The sequence below is a fragment of the Halorubrum sp. CGM4_25_10-8A genome (genome assembly GCF_005435025.1).
Lineage (GTDB): Archaea > Halobacteriota > Halobacteria > Halobacteriales > Haloferacaceae > Halorubrum > Halorubrum ezzemoulense.
Genome location: NZ_SGTX01000006.1, coordinates 114,022 through 129,427, shown reverse-complemented (window position 1 = coordinate 129,427; position 15,406 = coordinate 114,022). Strand labels below are relative to the sequence as shown.

At 56.7% G+C, this 15,406-nt stretch carries 9 protein-coding genes and 2 pseudogenes; 3 read left to right on the top strand and 8 right to left on the bottom strand.

Going from position 1 to position 15,406, the window contains the following annotated elements; genetic code table 11:
• Window positions 1-22: 22 nt before the first annotated feature.
• Both EXE52_RS08800 and EXE52_RS08795 read right to left on the bottom strand, forming a co-directional pair.
• Complete coding sequence (locus tag EXE52_RS08800; RefSeq protein WP_137703667.1) at window positions 23-2,653, bottom strand: DUF1156 domain-containing protein; 2,631 nt, start codon at window positions 2,651-2,653, stop codon at window positions 23-25.
• A 39-nt stretch (window positions 2,654-2,692) separates the two neighbouring features.
• Window positions 2,693-5,917: a DUF499 domain-containing protein gene (locus EXE52_RS08795; protein WP_137703666.1), complete on the bottom strand. Its 3,225-nt coding sequence runs from the start codon at window positions 5,915-5,917 to the stop codon at window positions 2,693-2,695.
• Window positions 5,918-6,577: 660 nt separating this feature from the next.
• Between EXE52_RS08795 and EXE52_RS08790 the strand changes: the two genes are divergently transcribed.
• Complete coding sequence (locus EXE52_RS08790; RefSeq protein WP_199239141.1) at window positions 6,578-7,249, top strand: hypothetical protein; 672 nt, start codon at window positions 6,578-6,580, stop codon at window positions 7,247-7,249.
• A gap of 363 nt (window positions 7,250-7,612) precedes the next feature.
• Here the strand turns inward: EXE52_RS08790 and EXE52_RS18495 are convergent, their stop codons facing one another.
• Together EXE52_RS18495 and EXE52_RS08780 are read right to left on the bottom strand one after the other, a co-directional pair.
• Window positions 7,613-8,800 (bottom strand): hypothetical protein, encoded by a 1,188-nt coding sequence (locus EXE52_RS18495; protein ID WP_199239140.1) that lies wholly within the window; start codon window positions 8,798-8,800, stop codon window positions 7,613-7,615.
• 625 nt (window positions 8,801-9,425) lie between these two features.
• Window positions 9,426-9,947: pseudogene (locus EXE52_RS08780) on the bottom strand (hypothetical protein); the annotation flags it as partial.
• An 80-nt stretch (window positions 9,948-10,027) separates the two neighbouring features.
• Between EXE52_RS08780 and EXE52_RS08775 the strand changes: the two are divergent.
• Window positions 10,028-10,852, top strand: a complete 825-nt coding sequence (locus tag EXE52_RS08775) for an IS5 family transposase (protein WP_137703663.1) — start codon at window positions 10,028-10,030, stop codon at window positions 10,850-10,852.
• 22 nt (window positions 10,853-10,874) lie between these two features.
• On the opposite strand, the pseudogene EXE52_RS08770 reads toward EXE52_RS08775, so the two are convergent.
• Window positions 10,875-11,237 (bottom strand): annotated as a pseudogene (locus EXE52_RS08770) (IS1595 family transposase); the annotation flags it as partial.
• Between the two features lie 205 nt (window positions 11,238-11,442).
• Here EXE52_RS08770 and EXE52_RS08765 point away from each other — a divergent pair.
• Window positions 11,443-12,045: a hypothetical protein gene (locus tag EXE52_RS08765; protein WP_137703662.1), complete on the top strand. Its 603-nt coding sequence runs from the start codon at window positions 11,443-11,445 to the stop codon at window positions 12,043-12,045.
• 40 nt (window positions 12,046-12,085) lie between these two features.
• Here the strand turns inward: EXE52_RS08765 and EXE52_RS08760 are convergent, their stop codons facing one another.
• The 3 genes from EXE52_RS08760 to EXE52_RS08750 form a co-directional block, all read right to left on the bottom strand.
• The gene (locus EXE52_RS08760) at window positions 12,086-13,327 is read right to left on the bottom strand and encodes an RNA-guided endonuclease TnpB family protein (protein WP_137703661.1); all 1,242 of its coding nucleotides are present in this window, start codon (window positions 13,325-13,327) and stop codon (window positions 12,086-12,088) included.
• 9 nt (window positions 13,328-13,336) lie between these two features.
• Window positions 13,337-13,477, bottom strand: coding sequence for a DUF2080 family transposase-associated protein (locus EXE52_RS08755; protein WP_137703660.1), 141 nt, complete (start codon window positions 13,475-13,477; stop codon window positions 13,337-13,339).
• Between the two features lie 220 nt (window positions 13,478-13,697).
• Window positions 13,698-14,747 (bottom strand): PKD domain-containing protein, encoded by a 1,050-nt coding sequence (locus EXE52_RS08750; RefSeq protein WP_158413995.1) that lies wholly within the window; start codon window positions 14,745-14,747, stop codon window positions 13,698-13,700.
• Between the last annotated feature and the right edge of the window lie 659 nt (window positions 14,748-15,406).

Sequence of the window (15,406 nt, the reverse complement as noted above, 5' to 3'; positions counted from 1 at the left end):
GTGTTTGCCGTCGTGACTGGTTTCACTCATGAAAGAGCCCTCGATAGCCGTCGTCATTCGTAAGCCTCGCTAGCTCTGTCGCCAATTCAACGAGCTCGTCAGTTGTGTCCATGTTCCGTTGATCGCGGAGTTCACCGGTGGTTCCCGACTTCTGGCGGAGCAGATGTACCTGGTCGAGAGGCGTCAGATCTGTGTCTGCCGTCGATGCGAGATACGCCTGTCGGGATTCGTCAGCCCAGGTCGCGATATCGAATGTATCACCGTCCGTAACGAGCCCCCTGCGCTGGAGGTCATCGGGAGAAACGTTGGTGCTGTAACAGAGCCGTTGGAGATCCCGCCGTGATGGCGCGTCTATCTCGAGGAGGCTGAGATAGATCTCGTCAGGCGTGATCTCACCAGAGACGAGGTTCTGGAATTCAGCGACCACTTCGACTGTATCCATCGTCTCTCTCCTCCGGTGGACCTGCCCATGGTGTTGGGAGTACTCTCGAAGGCATCGTCCGAGTTCCATCAGTGAGATCTCTCCCTCGGAAGGCGATTGGTCGCTTTCCTCGATCTGCTCTCTCGCACGCTTAGCCGATCGATGTGCTTTGCGTCGGAGGGCCGACCAGCTAATCGGCTCTCCCTGTGGAGAAGTTACGGGACGCGCGACGACGATGACCGTTACGTTCGGCTTGTTATCACCGAAGAGCTCGCTCGCGTTAGCGGCGATTGGGTACATCGCTGTCAGCTCGAACTGTTCCGAGCAAAGTGCGTCGACGAGACCCCCCCACGCGTCGGCGTCGCCGTTACGATAGGTGAACACCAAGATTCCGTCGTCCGCGAGTAGCTCCCGTATCCTCCCGAATGCGGTTCCGAGTTCGTCCTCGAACGTGGCCCCGTCCTTTCCTGTCGCGGGATTAGAGACGATACTGTCTGACCGCGGGGTCGTCTCGGGCTCGAAACAGTCGTACGAATCCGACAGGAGAAGTCGCTGCCAAACGTAGAAGAAGTCGGACACCTCCGAGTAGACGACGTTGTCGTAGTAGGGCGGATCCGTGATGACCGCGTCGTACTCCTCCTCCAATGAAACGTCACGCATATCGCCCTGAAGGAGCGTATACTCTCCACTAATCAGTTCCTCGAACGATTCCGTCTCGTGGAGTTCCTCATTCTCGAGATACCGCTCAGTCGGGTCATGAGCGAAATCGACCGCGTCTAGTAGTTTCTGCCAAGTCGTGGTGAAAGTCCCTCTCCCAGCCCTCGTCCCCCAGACGTTGTTTTCCGCATAGCTCGTCCGTGGAGTGTAGGAGTTTCGGCCGAGCGCACCCTCGATCTTGCTTCCGGCACTGTTGTATCGCGCGAAGTTGTTCTGGAACAGCAAGGAATCACTAAACGCCAACAGAAGGAACTCTCTAACGTCGGGATCGTCAATCTCGTCAATTGATCGAAGAAGTGTGGAGAGGCAGTATAACTGCCTGTCATTGAACATGTCCCGCCACGTCTCGTACCCATGCTGGAAGATATCGTTTCCACTGATCGAGGAGGCAGCCGTGATCGAACCATCCGGAATCTCTCCGTCCGGAGAATACTCCGATAAGTCGTCGTTCTCCGCCCACTGCTTAGCAGCGTCCTCGTAGCGTTTGACATCCCCCTCGCTCGGGGACGTATATCCCTTGTACGTCGACCGCTCTGCTCCCTCGTCCTCACAGTCAGTACAGTAGTACTCTATCGCGTACAGCTCCTCCTTGTACGACTGACCTTCCGCAATCGCGTCGACGATCGGATATTTGAGTCCGCACGAGGGGCATCCGTACATCCCACCCTGGGACACCGGTCCGTTGGCGGGAACAAACTCATACCCACAGTCCGAACAGACCGATTCCGTCGAGATGTCGTCCGTCAAGAAGATCCCACCACAGTCCGGACAAAGGACGTGGTCACGGTCGCTATCCTCGTATCGCCCCTTTGCCACACGATAGTCTTTGAACAGCGGTATGGTCTCGTCACAGGAAACGCAATCGAGCGAACGGACCCAGAGTGCGTACACGACATCGGCTACGTGGCTACCGTCGTGCGGACAATCCGTTTGGTATAGCTCGGTGAGTTCGTCCGAAACGTCCGCTTCGACCTGTTCGAAGGCGTCCTCGAGTTCATCCGGATCGATTTCGGCTGCCTCGAACTCCTTTTTTGTCACGAACCACGCGACGGGGTTCAGATCGACTCCGGTCACCGATGCTCCGAAGCGACCGGCTTCAAGCAGGCTGGTTCCTCCGCCCATAAACGGGTCGAGGACGGTGCTATCCGCTACTTGGACATCTTGAGGATATAGTTCCCAGAGTTCAGCCGGAGTTTCCAGATCCACACTGTCAATCAGTGCGCCGATATCGAGTTCATCGTCTTCGTTCCCGTCTGTAAACTCCGAGAGGGATGCGTCGTCTCCGTTCCCCGGATAATCGCGGATACTGACCCGAGTTGGATCGTCGAGTAGCGTGTACAGACAGATCGCTCTGAAAACGCTTCCCAGCTGACGAGCCCACCACTTGTGCATCGTGGTCAAGGGACGGTAATGGAGCTTCGCTCGTCCCTCCCGCTCGGCCAGAGCGCTGACTTCTGAGATGGGAAATCCGCGCTCTATCGGCCGCCGCTCAGACTCTTCAGCTGGATCAGTCATGTCGAATCGTGGTCCGGAGATGGTATTTGAATCCTCATCTCATTCGAACTCAAGGCTGATATCGATGCCCGCCGCACTCTCAGGGATCCGTTCGAAGATGTTGGCAACCGTATCATGAGACTGCCCGACCTGTAGTTGTAGCTCTGCGTGGGTTTTTTCGAACGTCGCGTCATCGCCGAAGCCAGCCGGCGCTGCGGCGTCCCCCTGGCAGGTGAATGAGATCGCTCCGTAGCTAATCGTACCTGCCTCGTGAGATTGTTGCCACTCAGAGCGAAGATCAGCCGCACTGTCCCCCTGGTATTCGAACGTCCACGTGTCGTCTTTCGGGACACGGAAGCCCGCACCGGGGAACCAGTCAGACGGATCTGTCGAGCCCATCGTTCCGAGTTCGTATTCGGGGTCGTCCCCACCGAGATGAGCCAACAGGAAGTGACGCACTTCGTCTTCAGTCGCGTCCGGGGCACAGTCCGTCTGAACGTCGCTGATGCTAAACGTCGTTTCGTCGTCGAGACCACCGATGTATTCGAGGATCCGCTCTCCGGTCTCCTCGTCGACCATCGGAACAAGCGTGACGGATAGCGGATCCCGGTTGCCAAGCGAACTGACGTAGTCGCCGCCGGTCTTGATCCGATAGCCATCAGAAACGAGGCCACTCACTGCTCCCCGGAACGCAGATTCCGTCTCGTCGTCCGGAAGGAACACCTCGGGATCGTTCCGAATCGCAGTGAGGACCTGACCGGTGTCTGCCTCGCCTGCCGCATCAATGGCAGTCTCGATACGGGATCGAACCTCGGTAACACCGAGTCGATCAGCGTCGGACACGTCACGGAGCGTTGCGTCCGATCGAGCCTTGGGGATGATCTCACTCCCGCTAAACAGTACGTACTGGTCGTCGGCCGCGAGCCGTCCCACTGCCATCATGATGTTGTCGTGGGGATCGTCGCCCTCGATCCAGACATCCGTTCGTTCCAGAAGCTCCAACTCGAACGTTCCGACATCGACTTCTGTCGTACCACCGCTGAACTGCCGCCGGAGTTCGTTTTCGATGTCATCGACTGTCCATCGCTCGACGTCGTCCTGTAACACCAGAATCGTGTCGGGACTCAGGTTCTGTAACTCGTCGGTGAACCCGGTACTACTGTGAGCGAGAACGGGCTTGTCTTCGAGTCCATCCTCGACCGCGTTGACGACCGCCTGCTTACTTCCGGGGATGGGGTACGTCGGATCCATCAGGAACTGCTCGTAGATGTCGTCTATCGTCGCCTCACCGCGACTACGCAGTCGGTTCTGGACCAGATCCCACACGTGGCGCTGGAGGTCGAACGGGTCCGCTTCGGCGGCCGCGGCGATGTTGCTCGCGCTCAGTTCGTCCTCCGCGGAGACGAAGTTCTCGAGTGTCATCTCCGCGGCGTAGTCGAACTCGTTTAGCAGGTCGTCGCCGTCGATAACCTCACCGTACGCGCTCCGCAGGCGTTCTTCGAGGTCTTCGGTGTACTCCTGGTGGAGCTCCTCGATCCCCTCGACAATCTCGTCGCTCAGATTCGGGTCATCCTTCCGGATCTCCGCACCGATTACTTCCTTCGCCTTCCCGAGGAACTTCTCCTGTTGGTCGGTCGGCGAGATTCGGTTGTCGTTTTTTGGCTGGACGAACACCAGCGTGTTCCGCCACTGTCTACCCGCGGGCTGGTTTTTGATGATCTCGGCTACAGTCGACCCATTCCACGGGCCGCTTTTAACGACGACCTTGATGTTCTGGCTGTCTGGGACGCTTCCAAGTTCCCCGTTCGCGTTGAATCCGACGGGGTACGAGCCGGCTCCGAAGATAGATTCCACCGTCTCCCCGAGGAGTGTCATCGCGTCGGCGTCGTCGACGTCTCTCGCGGCGTTCTTCACCAACGACCGGGGGTTCTCGTCCTCGCGAATGACGAACTGATCATCGTTGCGCCAGAGGTGGTACACCTCCCCCTGGAGACGCTCCAGATCAACGATGATGTCGTTCACTCGGTCATCGGCGTGGTAGGTACCGAGGATGATGTCCGACGTGGTCGCCCCCTCGGCGAGTCCCGGCGTGAGCGAGTAGATGAGGACGGTACTGAGAATCGGGCGTCCGAACGGGATGTCCGTGTCGGCAAGCCGGTCAACGATGTCGTCGTAACAGCGGTCCGGCCGCGCGTGTTCGACGTTGATTCGGGTGAGCTCGTCGTTGTACTCGACCGCATCGACTGTCCCATGGGTGACGATGTCTGTCCCCTGGTAGTTGTCGACGAGTACCTTCGCGAACAGGTACAGCATCCCGCGGGTCGCGCCGGACTCGGTCTCCGCGAAGTAGCGCGTCTTCAGCGAGTCGATCAACTCCGGATGGAACGGGTAGGTCTCCTCCATATCTCCCCGGAGCCCGTCCGGCAAGTCGACGTAATCTGTGCCGTCGTACGCCTCGATATACTCGTCGACGAGCGATTCGACGGCGGCCGTATCCACCGAACCCGGTTCGACAAGGCGGTGACGGAGCACGTCTCGGATGTCCACCTGATTGGACATGTTCACCTCGACGCGGGTCTGTCGCGAGAGGATGTCGTGGACATCGGAGCCTTCGCGTAGCACAGAGACAATGGCGAAGAGGTTCGTCCGCGAGGTGGTCTCCAAGAGCGCTTGGAGGAACCCTTTGTTGGCGCTCAGGCGGCGTCCCTCAAGCGTCCCGAACCAGTCCTCGAGTTCGTCCATGAAGAAGGCGACCGTCCGATCGCCGACCGCGTCCTCAATCACGTCGATGGTCGGATAGCCGCCCTCCTTGTCGTAGTCCTCCTCAGTGACCTCGTAGTCGAGCGCCTCGAACAGCGGCTCCCAGAGGTATTCGTACTGCTCTTTCTGGAGTGAGACGACGACTGGAAGGGCGTTACGGGGAAGGACACCCTCGAAGTCCTCGATCCGGCCGTCTGCCCAGTTTTCGACGACATCCGGCGAGTTGAAGCAGTGGTACATCGCCACCATCTGGTGAGACTTCCCCGTCCCGTACGGCCCGTACATCTCGTGGATTCGGGTGTTATCCTCACCGGAGAACGTGTCGCGGAGTCGTTTCAGCGAGTCTTCGAGTCCGCCGGTCAACAGCGTCCGCTGGAAGAATCGTTCGGGATCCGCCTCCAACGAGCCGTCGTCGTCCTCAACATCATACAGCCGAATTTGGCCTTTAATCAAGCCATCTCCCTCAGTGAGCTCCCTGCTGAGCGTGAGCACGTCGTCGATGCTCGTATCCACTGATCGTTCCATACTCATGTTATTTCGATTCGTCGGCAGGGACGGTTATGAAGGTACGTATCTTGGAGCCGTTCACGTCGTGTGGTTTGTAAAACAGGAAGGACGGTTTCGATGACTGCGACGGTACCAATAGGATAGTAGTACCTGAAGAGATCTTCTTCGTCGGGTTGTCGGTCGGCCTGGAACTCGCTGACGTCGGCGTCGACACCAGACACTGTGAGGTAGGTCTCGTCACCGCTTCCCTCGACAAGCCCCTCACAGAGTTCGCGGTGGCCTTCAGATCGGTTAGATTGGTTCGGTTCGGACATGAATCGGACTTATCTGGAGTACAGGTATCATATATAACACGGTACTGCTGTCCCGGACTTTCTCCGAAATCCCTATCTCACCGAAGCGACGTACGTCTTCCATACCGGTGTGCCTCACGTGGACCTCCCGATAGACCCGACGCAGATCGACGCCTCGCCACAGGAACTACTCCGTGACCTCCCCTCGCAGGTCGCCCGTAGCCGCGTCCTCCAAGCGGCTGACCTCTCCATCGACGTCGACAATCGCGGCTTCGCTGAGACACTTGACGAACTCTCGCAGATCGAAGTTCGTCGCGTCGCGTCGCAGCTCCGATTCGCAGGTGCCCGAACCGTCTACTACTATCGTGTCGACGGACTCCGACAGGTGACGCTCGACGGTGCCACGGGCCGCGTCGACGATGTCAGTTCGTCAGGAGCATACGGTCCCGAGATCCAGACGACCATTAGGGACCTGGATCGGATCTACGTCGTCTGTGACGTCCCCGACACTGGAACACAGACGCAGCTGACCGTCTCGGATACAGACCGGACGACGACCGTAGCGACGTTCAAACCACACACTCCAGTCCTCGCGGTTCGTGCTCCTGACGACGACACTGCCGACGCGACCGTAGGGGCCGTCATAGACTACTTACAGATCGACGACGCGAGTCGGATCTCGTTTCTTGACGGCGGGTTCCGCGGCCGCTTCGAGGACGCCTGCGTGGCCGGCTACTCGACGCTCCGACTCCAGACTGCGGGCAACCGTCACGAGGCATCGCGTATCGAGGTCCGTCCCGAAGAATTGGGAGGTGATTCGTTAAATGACGTTTGCGTCGACCCCGTCGTGAGCGATATCCTCGAACGTGAGGACGTCCGTCTCAACGAGGCGGAAGGCCTCGTGACGGTGGCAGGGGGGATCGATCTGCCGGAATCAGACGGTCGTTTCAGGCCCCGAGTGACAATCGGGTTTTCCGGGGGTCGCGTACGCTTCGAGCAGTTCGTCCCCGAACAAATACTCCTCGAGTTTGATGATGTCGTGCGTGACTCACTGTGATCGGTGAAATTCAGTCAGTACACACGATCTCGAGATGAGGGTACGTGTAGCAGTTGATGTTGTTATCCGCACAGTAAGTCAAAAGATTTTGCTCGTGATTATTGCGCTAATTCCTCCCACTCGGTAGCACAACAGACCCGCAACAGGCGTTTTCGATTGCGTTCATATGACGTCTAGGATCAGCTTCGTACACAACACGTAATGATCTTGTATCGTTGGTTGCGGATGTCGAGCTGTCTTGCGGTTTTTCGAGGTCTCAGTTTCTTGAACCAGCTTTCAGAACGGACGTGGCTTTGGCTGAACTATGCTTTCTCGAGACTGACCGGAGCTAACAAACACTCATCAACGGTCTTCTACTCAACGTCAAAGAATATCATCGGTTGTTTCTGCTGTTCGAAACCGACCCAGTTCGGTATATCGGAGTGAATATGGGACTCGACTTTCGTAGGGGATCGGATCAGTCAGCTCGTATAACGACTCTGGCTCAAACACGACTACCTTCTTATCTTGCCCAAACTCTGCCTGCTCGCCACCATACGATTCCAATGTCCGGGCTAACTCCGCTTCCGGTGCCGGGACGATTTCTTTCGCTTCAGCCACGTACTGCACGGCCTGTACATCATCGGAAACATACATCGCGACGTACTCCGGTTCGCGGTTGATGCGGACGAATCCCCACGCGTTATTCTCTTTTAGAAATTCAACGCCTGAGAGCTGCGACGGAAATACAGCTATCGTAGCATCATCCGGTCCCTCAATTGCGGTCCGAGAGCGCTGCCCGACCACCGCATCGGCCCCTGTCTTTGGCCCTGTCCACTTTGTCGAAGTTGATGCCGGATCGTCCTCAGTAGTGGGGTCGGAATCATCACCCGCAGTCGTCGACGTGATCTCTGTGTTTTCCGTTCGAAACTCGATCACGTCCTGAATCAATGTCACGAGTTGCCCTACGTCGACAGCGTTGATCGGTAACAACACGTCGGCAACCTGCTCGTGACGGAGGCCCGATTCCTCCTGAATCTCCAAGAGCGTGAGCAATTGCGTCGCCGTGATGACTCGCATTCGATCGCGGTACTCCGATCCGAGAATCGTTTGGGCGACTGTTTCAACATCATCGTCGCCGATAACGTAGAGTCCGTACACCTGCGAGCGATCAAGATCCGCGGTTTCAGCCAGCGTCTTCATATACCCGCCTGCTTGCCCCGGATCAATCGAATACGCCGTGGTGGTTTTTGTTTCGACGACAAGATGTGTTGGTGGGTCAGTTGCTGTCGATATCCAATGGCCGTCAAAGCCGATCGTATCAGGACGGCCTTGATACACCCCATACTCGATATCGAACCCCAGTCGTCGGCCAATATTGTTGACTAGATCCTGTAGTGCACGGTTGTGATATGGCTCTGAGCCGGCGATAGCCTCGTCCACATAGTCTGTGATATCCTCGGTAGTTGTCTGTTCGTCGTCGATAATCGCGCGAAACTGCTCGCTCGCTCGAGAGTCGTCAGTCCACTCCCCAGCTAATCCAACGATCCGATCGAGAGTAAGGTCAACCATAAGCAGGGTATGAATTGCCGTCAGGTAAATTACCTCGGGAACAACGAGACGAGTGACTACAACCCTATCTGATTCTATTTACGGCTCTCGATAAGCTAGACGTCATACGAGCCCCATCCGCGATCGGAGGCTTCCTCACAGAGTTCGGATGAAATATTGACTATTTTGCTATCATCAAGGCATGAAATAACTGTAGCACCTTGTCTAACCCCATCCAAATCATGTGCAGAATCAAGATGCCAAATGATTCCCATTCGAAGTCTGGGTTCACCTAGCTCCGCTCCTTTTGCGCCGCAGTATGGTCGCTGGCGGCCACAAATGGGACAGGTTAGTAGGACTGCTTCCCGATGATATTCGTTTTCCAGTTCAGCCTCAAACTCGCTAGGCTCACAAGATTCACAGATCCATTCCTCGTCGATTTTAACCATCATGGAGCCGCAGTCATCACAAAATTCCATATGTGTGAATTTGACGGTGATATATTTCCTACTGATTTATTTATTTTCCCAGTGTGAGAAAACTGGTCGTCCGACTGGGTTGATACTCTTGATCGGTAGCGGGAACACCCACGTCAAGGGCGATGTCGATCATGGCGTGTCTCCCCTCGTCACGCTGCCAGACCGACTCACCGGTCAGCACTTGAGCGCGTGTGATACGACTGTCCAGACTTGAATTCGGTCAACTCCTCGATCCGGGATTCGAGCTCTTCGACTTCGTCACGAAGCTGGTCAGCGTCATCAGCCTCACTCGCCGCAAGCTGGTCTTTCAGCCCTTGGAGCCGTGTTTCCTTGCGATCCTCATCCACCTCGGCTTTCCGGACGTACTCGGTTTCTTCAGTCTCGAAGACATCGCTTTCGGCGACGTCAGTCACCTCAAGGGCATCGTCGACCTTCCCGCGGTCAACGCTCACCACCCGGTCACGGTCGATCCCGGCCGATTCGAGCGTGTCCAAGACCGCTTTTTCGTCTTTGAGCGAGCGGTTCGTCCGAGCAGTCCGCTGGACCGAGCCGTACGATCCCGAGACGGGTCGGTCGTGATGGAGTCGGTCTAAGAGCGTGTCAGCAATCTCCTTGCGGAGATCGTCGGCATTCCGTTGGACATCCGAGAGCAGAGTATACAGGTCGATGAGCACCCCTGTCTCCACTTCTTCTGCTCTGTTGAAGAGCGATCTATTTAGCCGATATCACGGGTTTAGAAGGATGAAGCCGAGGAATTCGATTCTTGCCTATGGAAGTCGACCTCCTCGACTTCGTTGAGCAGTGTCGTCACCTAGCTAAACAAGCGTTGGGGAAGCACGCGGGCGAGCCCGCCAGCGGCGGGTTCGCCCGCTGGGTCCACGTTGTGCTGCACTGCTTTCGGCTCGAAGAAGGTCATAGCTACCGTGAAACGCCGAATCGGCTGAAGTACATGGACGAAGTTCGTGACGCCCTCGGCCTAGATCGGGACGATCTGCCGGATTACAGCACGATCTACAAGTCGTTTGATCGGCTGAAAATGTGGGTGTGGCGGGCGCTGCTGCGCGTTTCTGCGCAGCAGCACCCGCAGTCTGGTCACGCCGCCCTTGACAGCACGTTTTTCGACCGGCGACGTGCATCATCGTACTTCCGCCAGCGGGCGGGACGGACAATACAGACGCTGAAAGTGACGACATTGACTGATGTGGAATCGCTTGCTGTTCTTGACGTTCACATCGCAGCTCGGTGGAAGCATGACACAAAGACTGGACCGCAGGTCGTTCGCCGAAACGCGAACGACCTGCAGTTTGTCGCCGCCGACAACGGCTTCCAAGACTGGCACACCGAGTACGAAATCGCCGCACATGACGTTGAGTACCTCGTTCATTACCGCGGTTCATCAGCGAAAGCAGCCGCGAACAACGCGCTCAATCGAGCAAATGGCTACACTCAGCGGTGGATGGCCGAAACGTCCTACTCAACAACGAAGCGCTCGCTCGGCGATGCCGTGCGAGCGCTGGGCTGGTATCGACAGTTCCGTGAAATTGTCCTCATGTTCGCCATCACTAACATAGAACCGCTGTGTGAACCGCTGTAACCGTGACCCAGCATCTATTCAACAGAGCAGTGTGAACGGTTTTGTAAGCGCGATCAAGTAGCGGCGCGATCTGGTTGATACTCAGCAGCGTGTCTGCGTAGAGGAGAAAAGCGAGAAGCACCTCACCGCAAGAGAGGTGCTTCTCGTGAAACGGTGTTCCGTAGGTGTAGATCGGCTTAAAGTTACAGTCACGACATCGAACCCGGTCACGGGTCTCCGATGTCATGAGACGCTGGTGACCGCAGCGTGGACAGGATGTATTCTCCCAGAACTCTTTGAGTCGTCGCTCGATACAGGCATCGAGCGGCTCCGTGTTGATTTCGATAACTCCCAGCTCAATCAGCTGTCGAAACATCCCGCCGAACGCTGGCTGAGTAGAAGCCATATTGCCAGATTAGTACCGGCTCAGTGTAATTATACGGTCTTTCCACATTTCTACATAAGAGCGCGACGTATTAACCAACAATGGCTGTTACTGTGACAGCGTGTTGGTTAATACTCAGAAGCTGGAGAGTGGACTCCTCGGCGCGACTGACCGACACAGCTGAGAGCGGCCGTATACATTTGTTTCTGCAGTGGTAGTATCTGGTATGTCATTTCATGCTCGCTGGCACGAGCTTCTTGAGCGGCTCCATGAGCTCCCAGAGAAGACAAGACTTCGAACACCGAGAACAGACGTTCTACTCACGATTAATGACATCCAGGAACATCGGATTATCGTCAGGTACGAGCGTCGTGGGGAGACAGAGCCACTCGAAAAAGCGCAGTTCGAAACGTTGTATCGGCGTCTCACTAATTCTGATGGCGGCTACGAGTTGCGACGGCTCCCGCCTGAAGCAGCCCCCTATCCAGCGGTGTTGAGTCTGCATCCGCGGATCAACATTGCTACTGACCGCAGTGTGATCATCGAGACAGATAGTCCGTCCCCGTCCCCATTGCGTGAGGATTCGCTTGGGCCCGGTAGTAGGTCCTCCTCACGGACTGACCCAGATATCGCCGTCTACGCGGATGCCTTGGTACTCGTTGATACGCTCGAGCGTTACGACCCTGACTCTCTAGCTAATCTCGAAACGGAGGTTCTCGTCGATCTGGACACGCTGCTCTCGGACGTTCAGCACCGTGCCGACGAGCTGCGACACCAGATCGGGGACGCACTCGCTGACCGGGATCGACACTCAGACAGACAATTTTGAGACTAGCCGTAGCGCCCAGTTTCAGGTGAACTACCCCACCCTACTCGCCCACGGCTGACGCCGTTCGCTTCTTGAGGGTGGGGCTTCCTGCTTCCACGACGCGCTTTGCAGACACCGAGGTATCCACAGGGAGCGCAGTCTCCACAGGCGTTGATTCGGAGTATCCCACTCCTAGCTGGTCGTATCCGCGAGAAAGGATATTGATCGCTGCGTTCGCGTCCCGATCCGTTTCAAACCCGCAGGAAGGGCAAGAGTGTTCACGAACCCACAGCGGTTTCTCGGTTTTCACGCCACAGGACGCACACTCTTTGGTCGTGTCTTTCGGGTCGACCGCCACAAAGTGCGTGCCTTCACGGTCGCATTTGTATTCGAGCATTCGCTTGAACGTCCCCCACGCCGCCGACGCTCGGTTTCGAGAGTTCCCCGGTAGTTCAACCAACCCTTTCGCGTCCAAGTCCTCGACAGCCACCAATTCGTACTCGGTGGCGTAGTAGTTCGACAGCTTGTGCAAGAAATCACGTCGCTTCCGTGTTAGATCGGAATGGCGCTGGGCAACGACTTTCCGTTGTTTCTCCCAGTTGTTCGACCTATGTTCTTTCCGTGAGAGGTCGCGCTGGGCGCGTTCCAACCGTTCGCGTTCGTCGGACAGGTCAAGCGACCCAACAGCAGTTCCATCGGTATCGTGGGCGTATTTGAGTATCCCAACGTCAATCCCAACACATCGCTCGGAGTCGGTTGGTTTCTCCGGTGTTTGTTTGCCGTCGACAGCGAATGAGGCGAACCACTCACCGGTCGGCTCTTTCTTGATCGTGACCTCTTTGATCGTCACGTCGTCGGGGATCTCTCGGTGGTTCACGATTGGAATATCCGCGAGTTTCGACAGTGACAGTACAGGCTGGCCGTTCTTACTATCGAACTCGAAACCAGACTGTACGTAAGTGAAACTACGGAAGTCCTGTGGGGCTTTCCAGTTGAGACTACCGACGTTGTAGCCCCGCTCTTTCAGTTCGGAGAGAGCTTTGATACTGTCCTCAATTCGCATGACAGCTGCCTGTGCAACTGTCGAGTACAGATCATTCAGCTCATTCCACCACTCTTTGAGGTCAGTGAGTTGATCCCGAACCTGCCGCACTCGTTGGTTGAGTGTCCCCGCCGAGTCTGGGATTTGCTCAAGTTCGTTGAATGCGTGGTTGTAGAGTTGCCTACAGGTGTCACGGTGGTAATCCAGTTGCTCACGTTGTTCGAGCGTGGGATTGAGTCGGAACCTATAGGCGTAGTGCATTGGGAGTAGCTATTCGTCGGGGTCAGACGTTCGGACGATTTTCACGTCTGCGCCACGCCACTGTTTCGGAACGAGGACGTGTGCGCCGTTTCCGGTGGCTTTCACCTCGCCTTCGATGACTTCGTGGCCTTCGACTTCGTGTCTATCCATCACCTGTATTTATATATTGTTTCAACATAAATGCGTTGGCACGTGGGGTGTGGAGTAGTGATAGAGAGCAGTGTATGAGAGACGATGACGGCGGTGTATCCCCTTCCTACTGCGCTACTCGCTTCGCTGCGTTGCTCCTTGAGGAAGGGGGCTTACCGCCTGTATTCAGCTAAAGACGCAGGTATTCTCTTCGATTCCCTATAAAATAGAGAGTAGTCCGTTAGGACCGCCGGCGAGCGAGCACGACACCAGCCACGGCAAGAATCGCTAAGATGACAATCACGAGCACCACGCCCCAATTGAAGCCATCTGGTTGCTCAACACCGTCAGCCATGGCTCCGTCGCCGGCGGTGCCATCATCGGCCCTGACATCACCGGCTGTTCCGTCACCACCCGTCTCAACGGTGAGATTAGCGGTCGTTGTGTCCGTCTCACCAGCGCCGTTGATCACGGTGAGTTCAATGGTGTACTCGCCGCCTTCGTTGAATGCCGTCCGTGCGGTCTCACCCGTGAGCGTCTCGCCGCCAGCAGCCCACTCGTAGGCAACAATCTCGCCGTACTCCGTCGTGGAGTTGATTCCGGACAGCGTGATCTCCTCGCCAGTTTCGACGACACCAGCATCAACACTGATGGCGGCGTCTGGCTCGCTCACAGCGTTCACTGAGAAGACGGAGAAGCCTGGCGTCTCTGCTGTGACAGTGATCATGTCGGCACCACTGGTCTCAACAGTCGTCTCAAGTGGCTCTTGTCCGCTGTCGACATTACGGAAGACCTGCAGGGCCTCCGGAGTCGCTCCGATCTCGTTGAGCCGGTCCTGTGGGATGGTGAATTCGATTGTCGCGGGCGTATCAGCTGACTCATCTGGGACGGTGATATCTTGCACCGCCACAGCAACGCCGGGCGTGTCAATCGCCTCCGTATCGGGGTCGATGGTCGACACTTGGACGTCTCCCACCTGTGCGTCCGTCTGGAACGTAATCGTCTGGACGGTCTCGACTGTGTCGAACGCAGCGACGGGGGTGTCTCCAGAGATTCGTCTTGGAACTTCTGTCTCGGTTGTGATCACGTCAGCCTCATTAATCGATTCAGGTGTGTCACCGGCTGGGACGCCACCACCACCGCCACCGCTACTACCAGCACTATCGTCGCTCCTGGCATCGCCATCATCGTCGCCACCGTCGGTCCTATCACTGCCATCACCGGGTTCATCACCGCCGCCGTTGAGGCCATCGTCACCGTCCCTAGGTTCAGGCGGCTCCGTGACGTTCACGTCAACGGTCACGCGATCCTCATTAGTTAATGAGTCGCCTGAGGATCATCTTTGGCTGCCTGATACCCGATCAGGCGGTCTTTGATCCGTGTTTGTGCCGGGCCACGCCATGGCTGTCGACACAGGCGTAGGACACCATTTAGCTGTATGCAGGTGCTAAGCCCCACCCTCAACGAGTACCGTAGTCCGCGCCAGCGGACAAGGAACGCAGTAGGGGGGATACAGCGCCGTCATCGGTTGTTTGCACGTTCTGCGCCACACTTACTACCCCTGCCGTTGAATGGTGTAGTACGATGCTCACCACACTGCTGACGGTGTTCAAGCGCGACGAGAAGCGCGCACTGTCAGTTGTGGCTGAGTGCCCACCCGGTAGGAGTGGGACACTCCGAACCACCCGTAAAGGGAAGCCGCCTGCGGAGTCTAGAGCCGCTGTGTCCACGTCGGATGCAAGCTCTGACACAGAAACAGGAAGCCCTGTCCTCAACAAGCGAGGGGCGGGTAGCCCCGAGCGCAGTAGGACAGGGTAGTTCACATCCTCCCACGCTTGAAAACGTGAAAATCCCACGGCATGGCACCGCTGAGTTGAGCTGCTGCTATCCCAGATCAATGAGAAGGCCTCGCGCCTGAGCGCGGGAAAGATATCAAACGCCGCGTTAAAT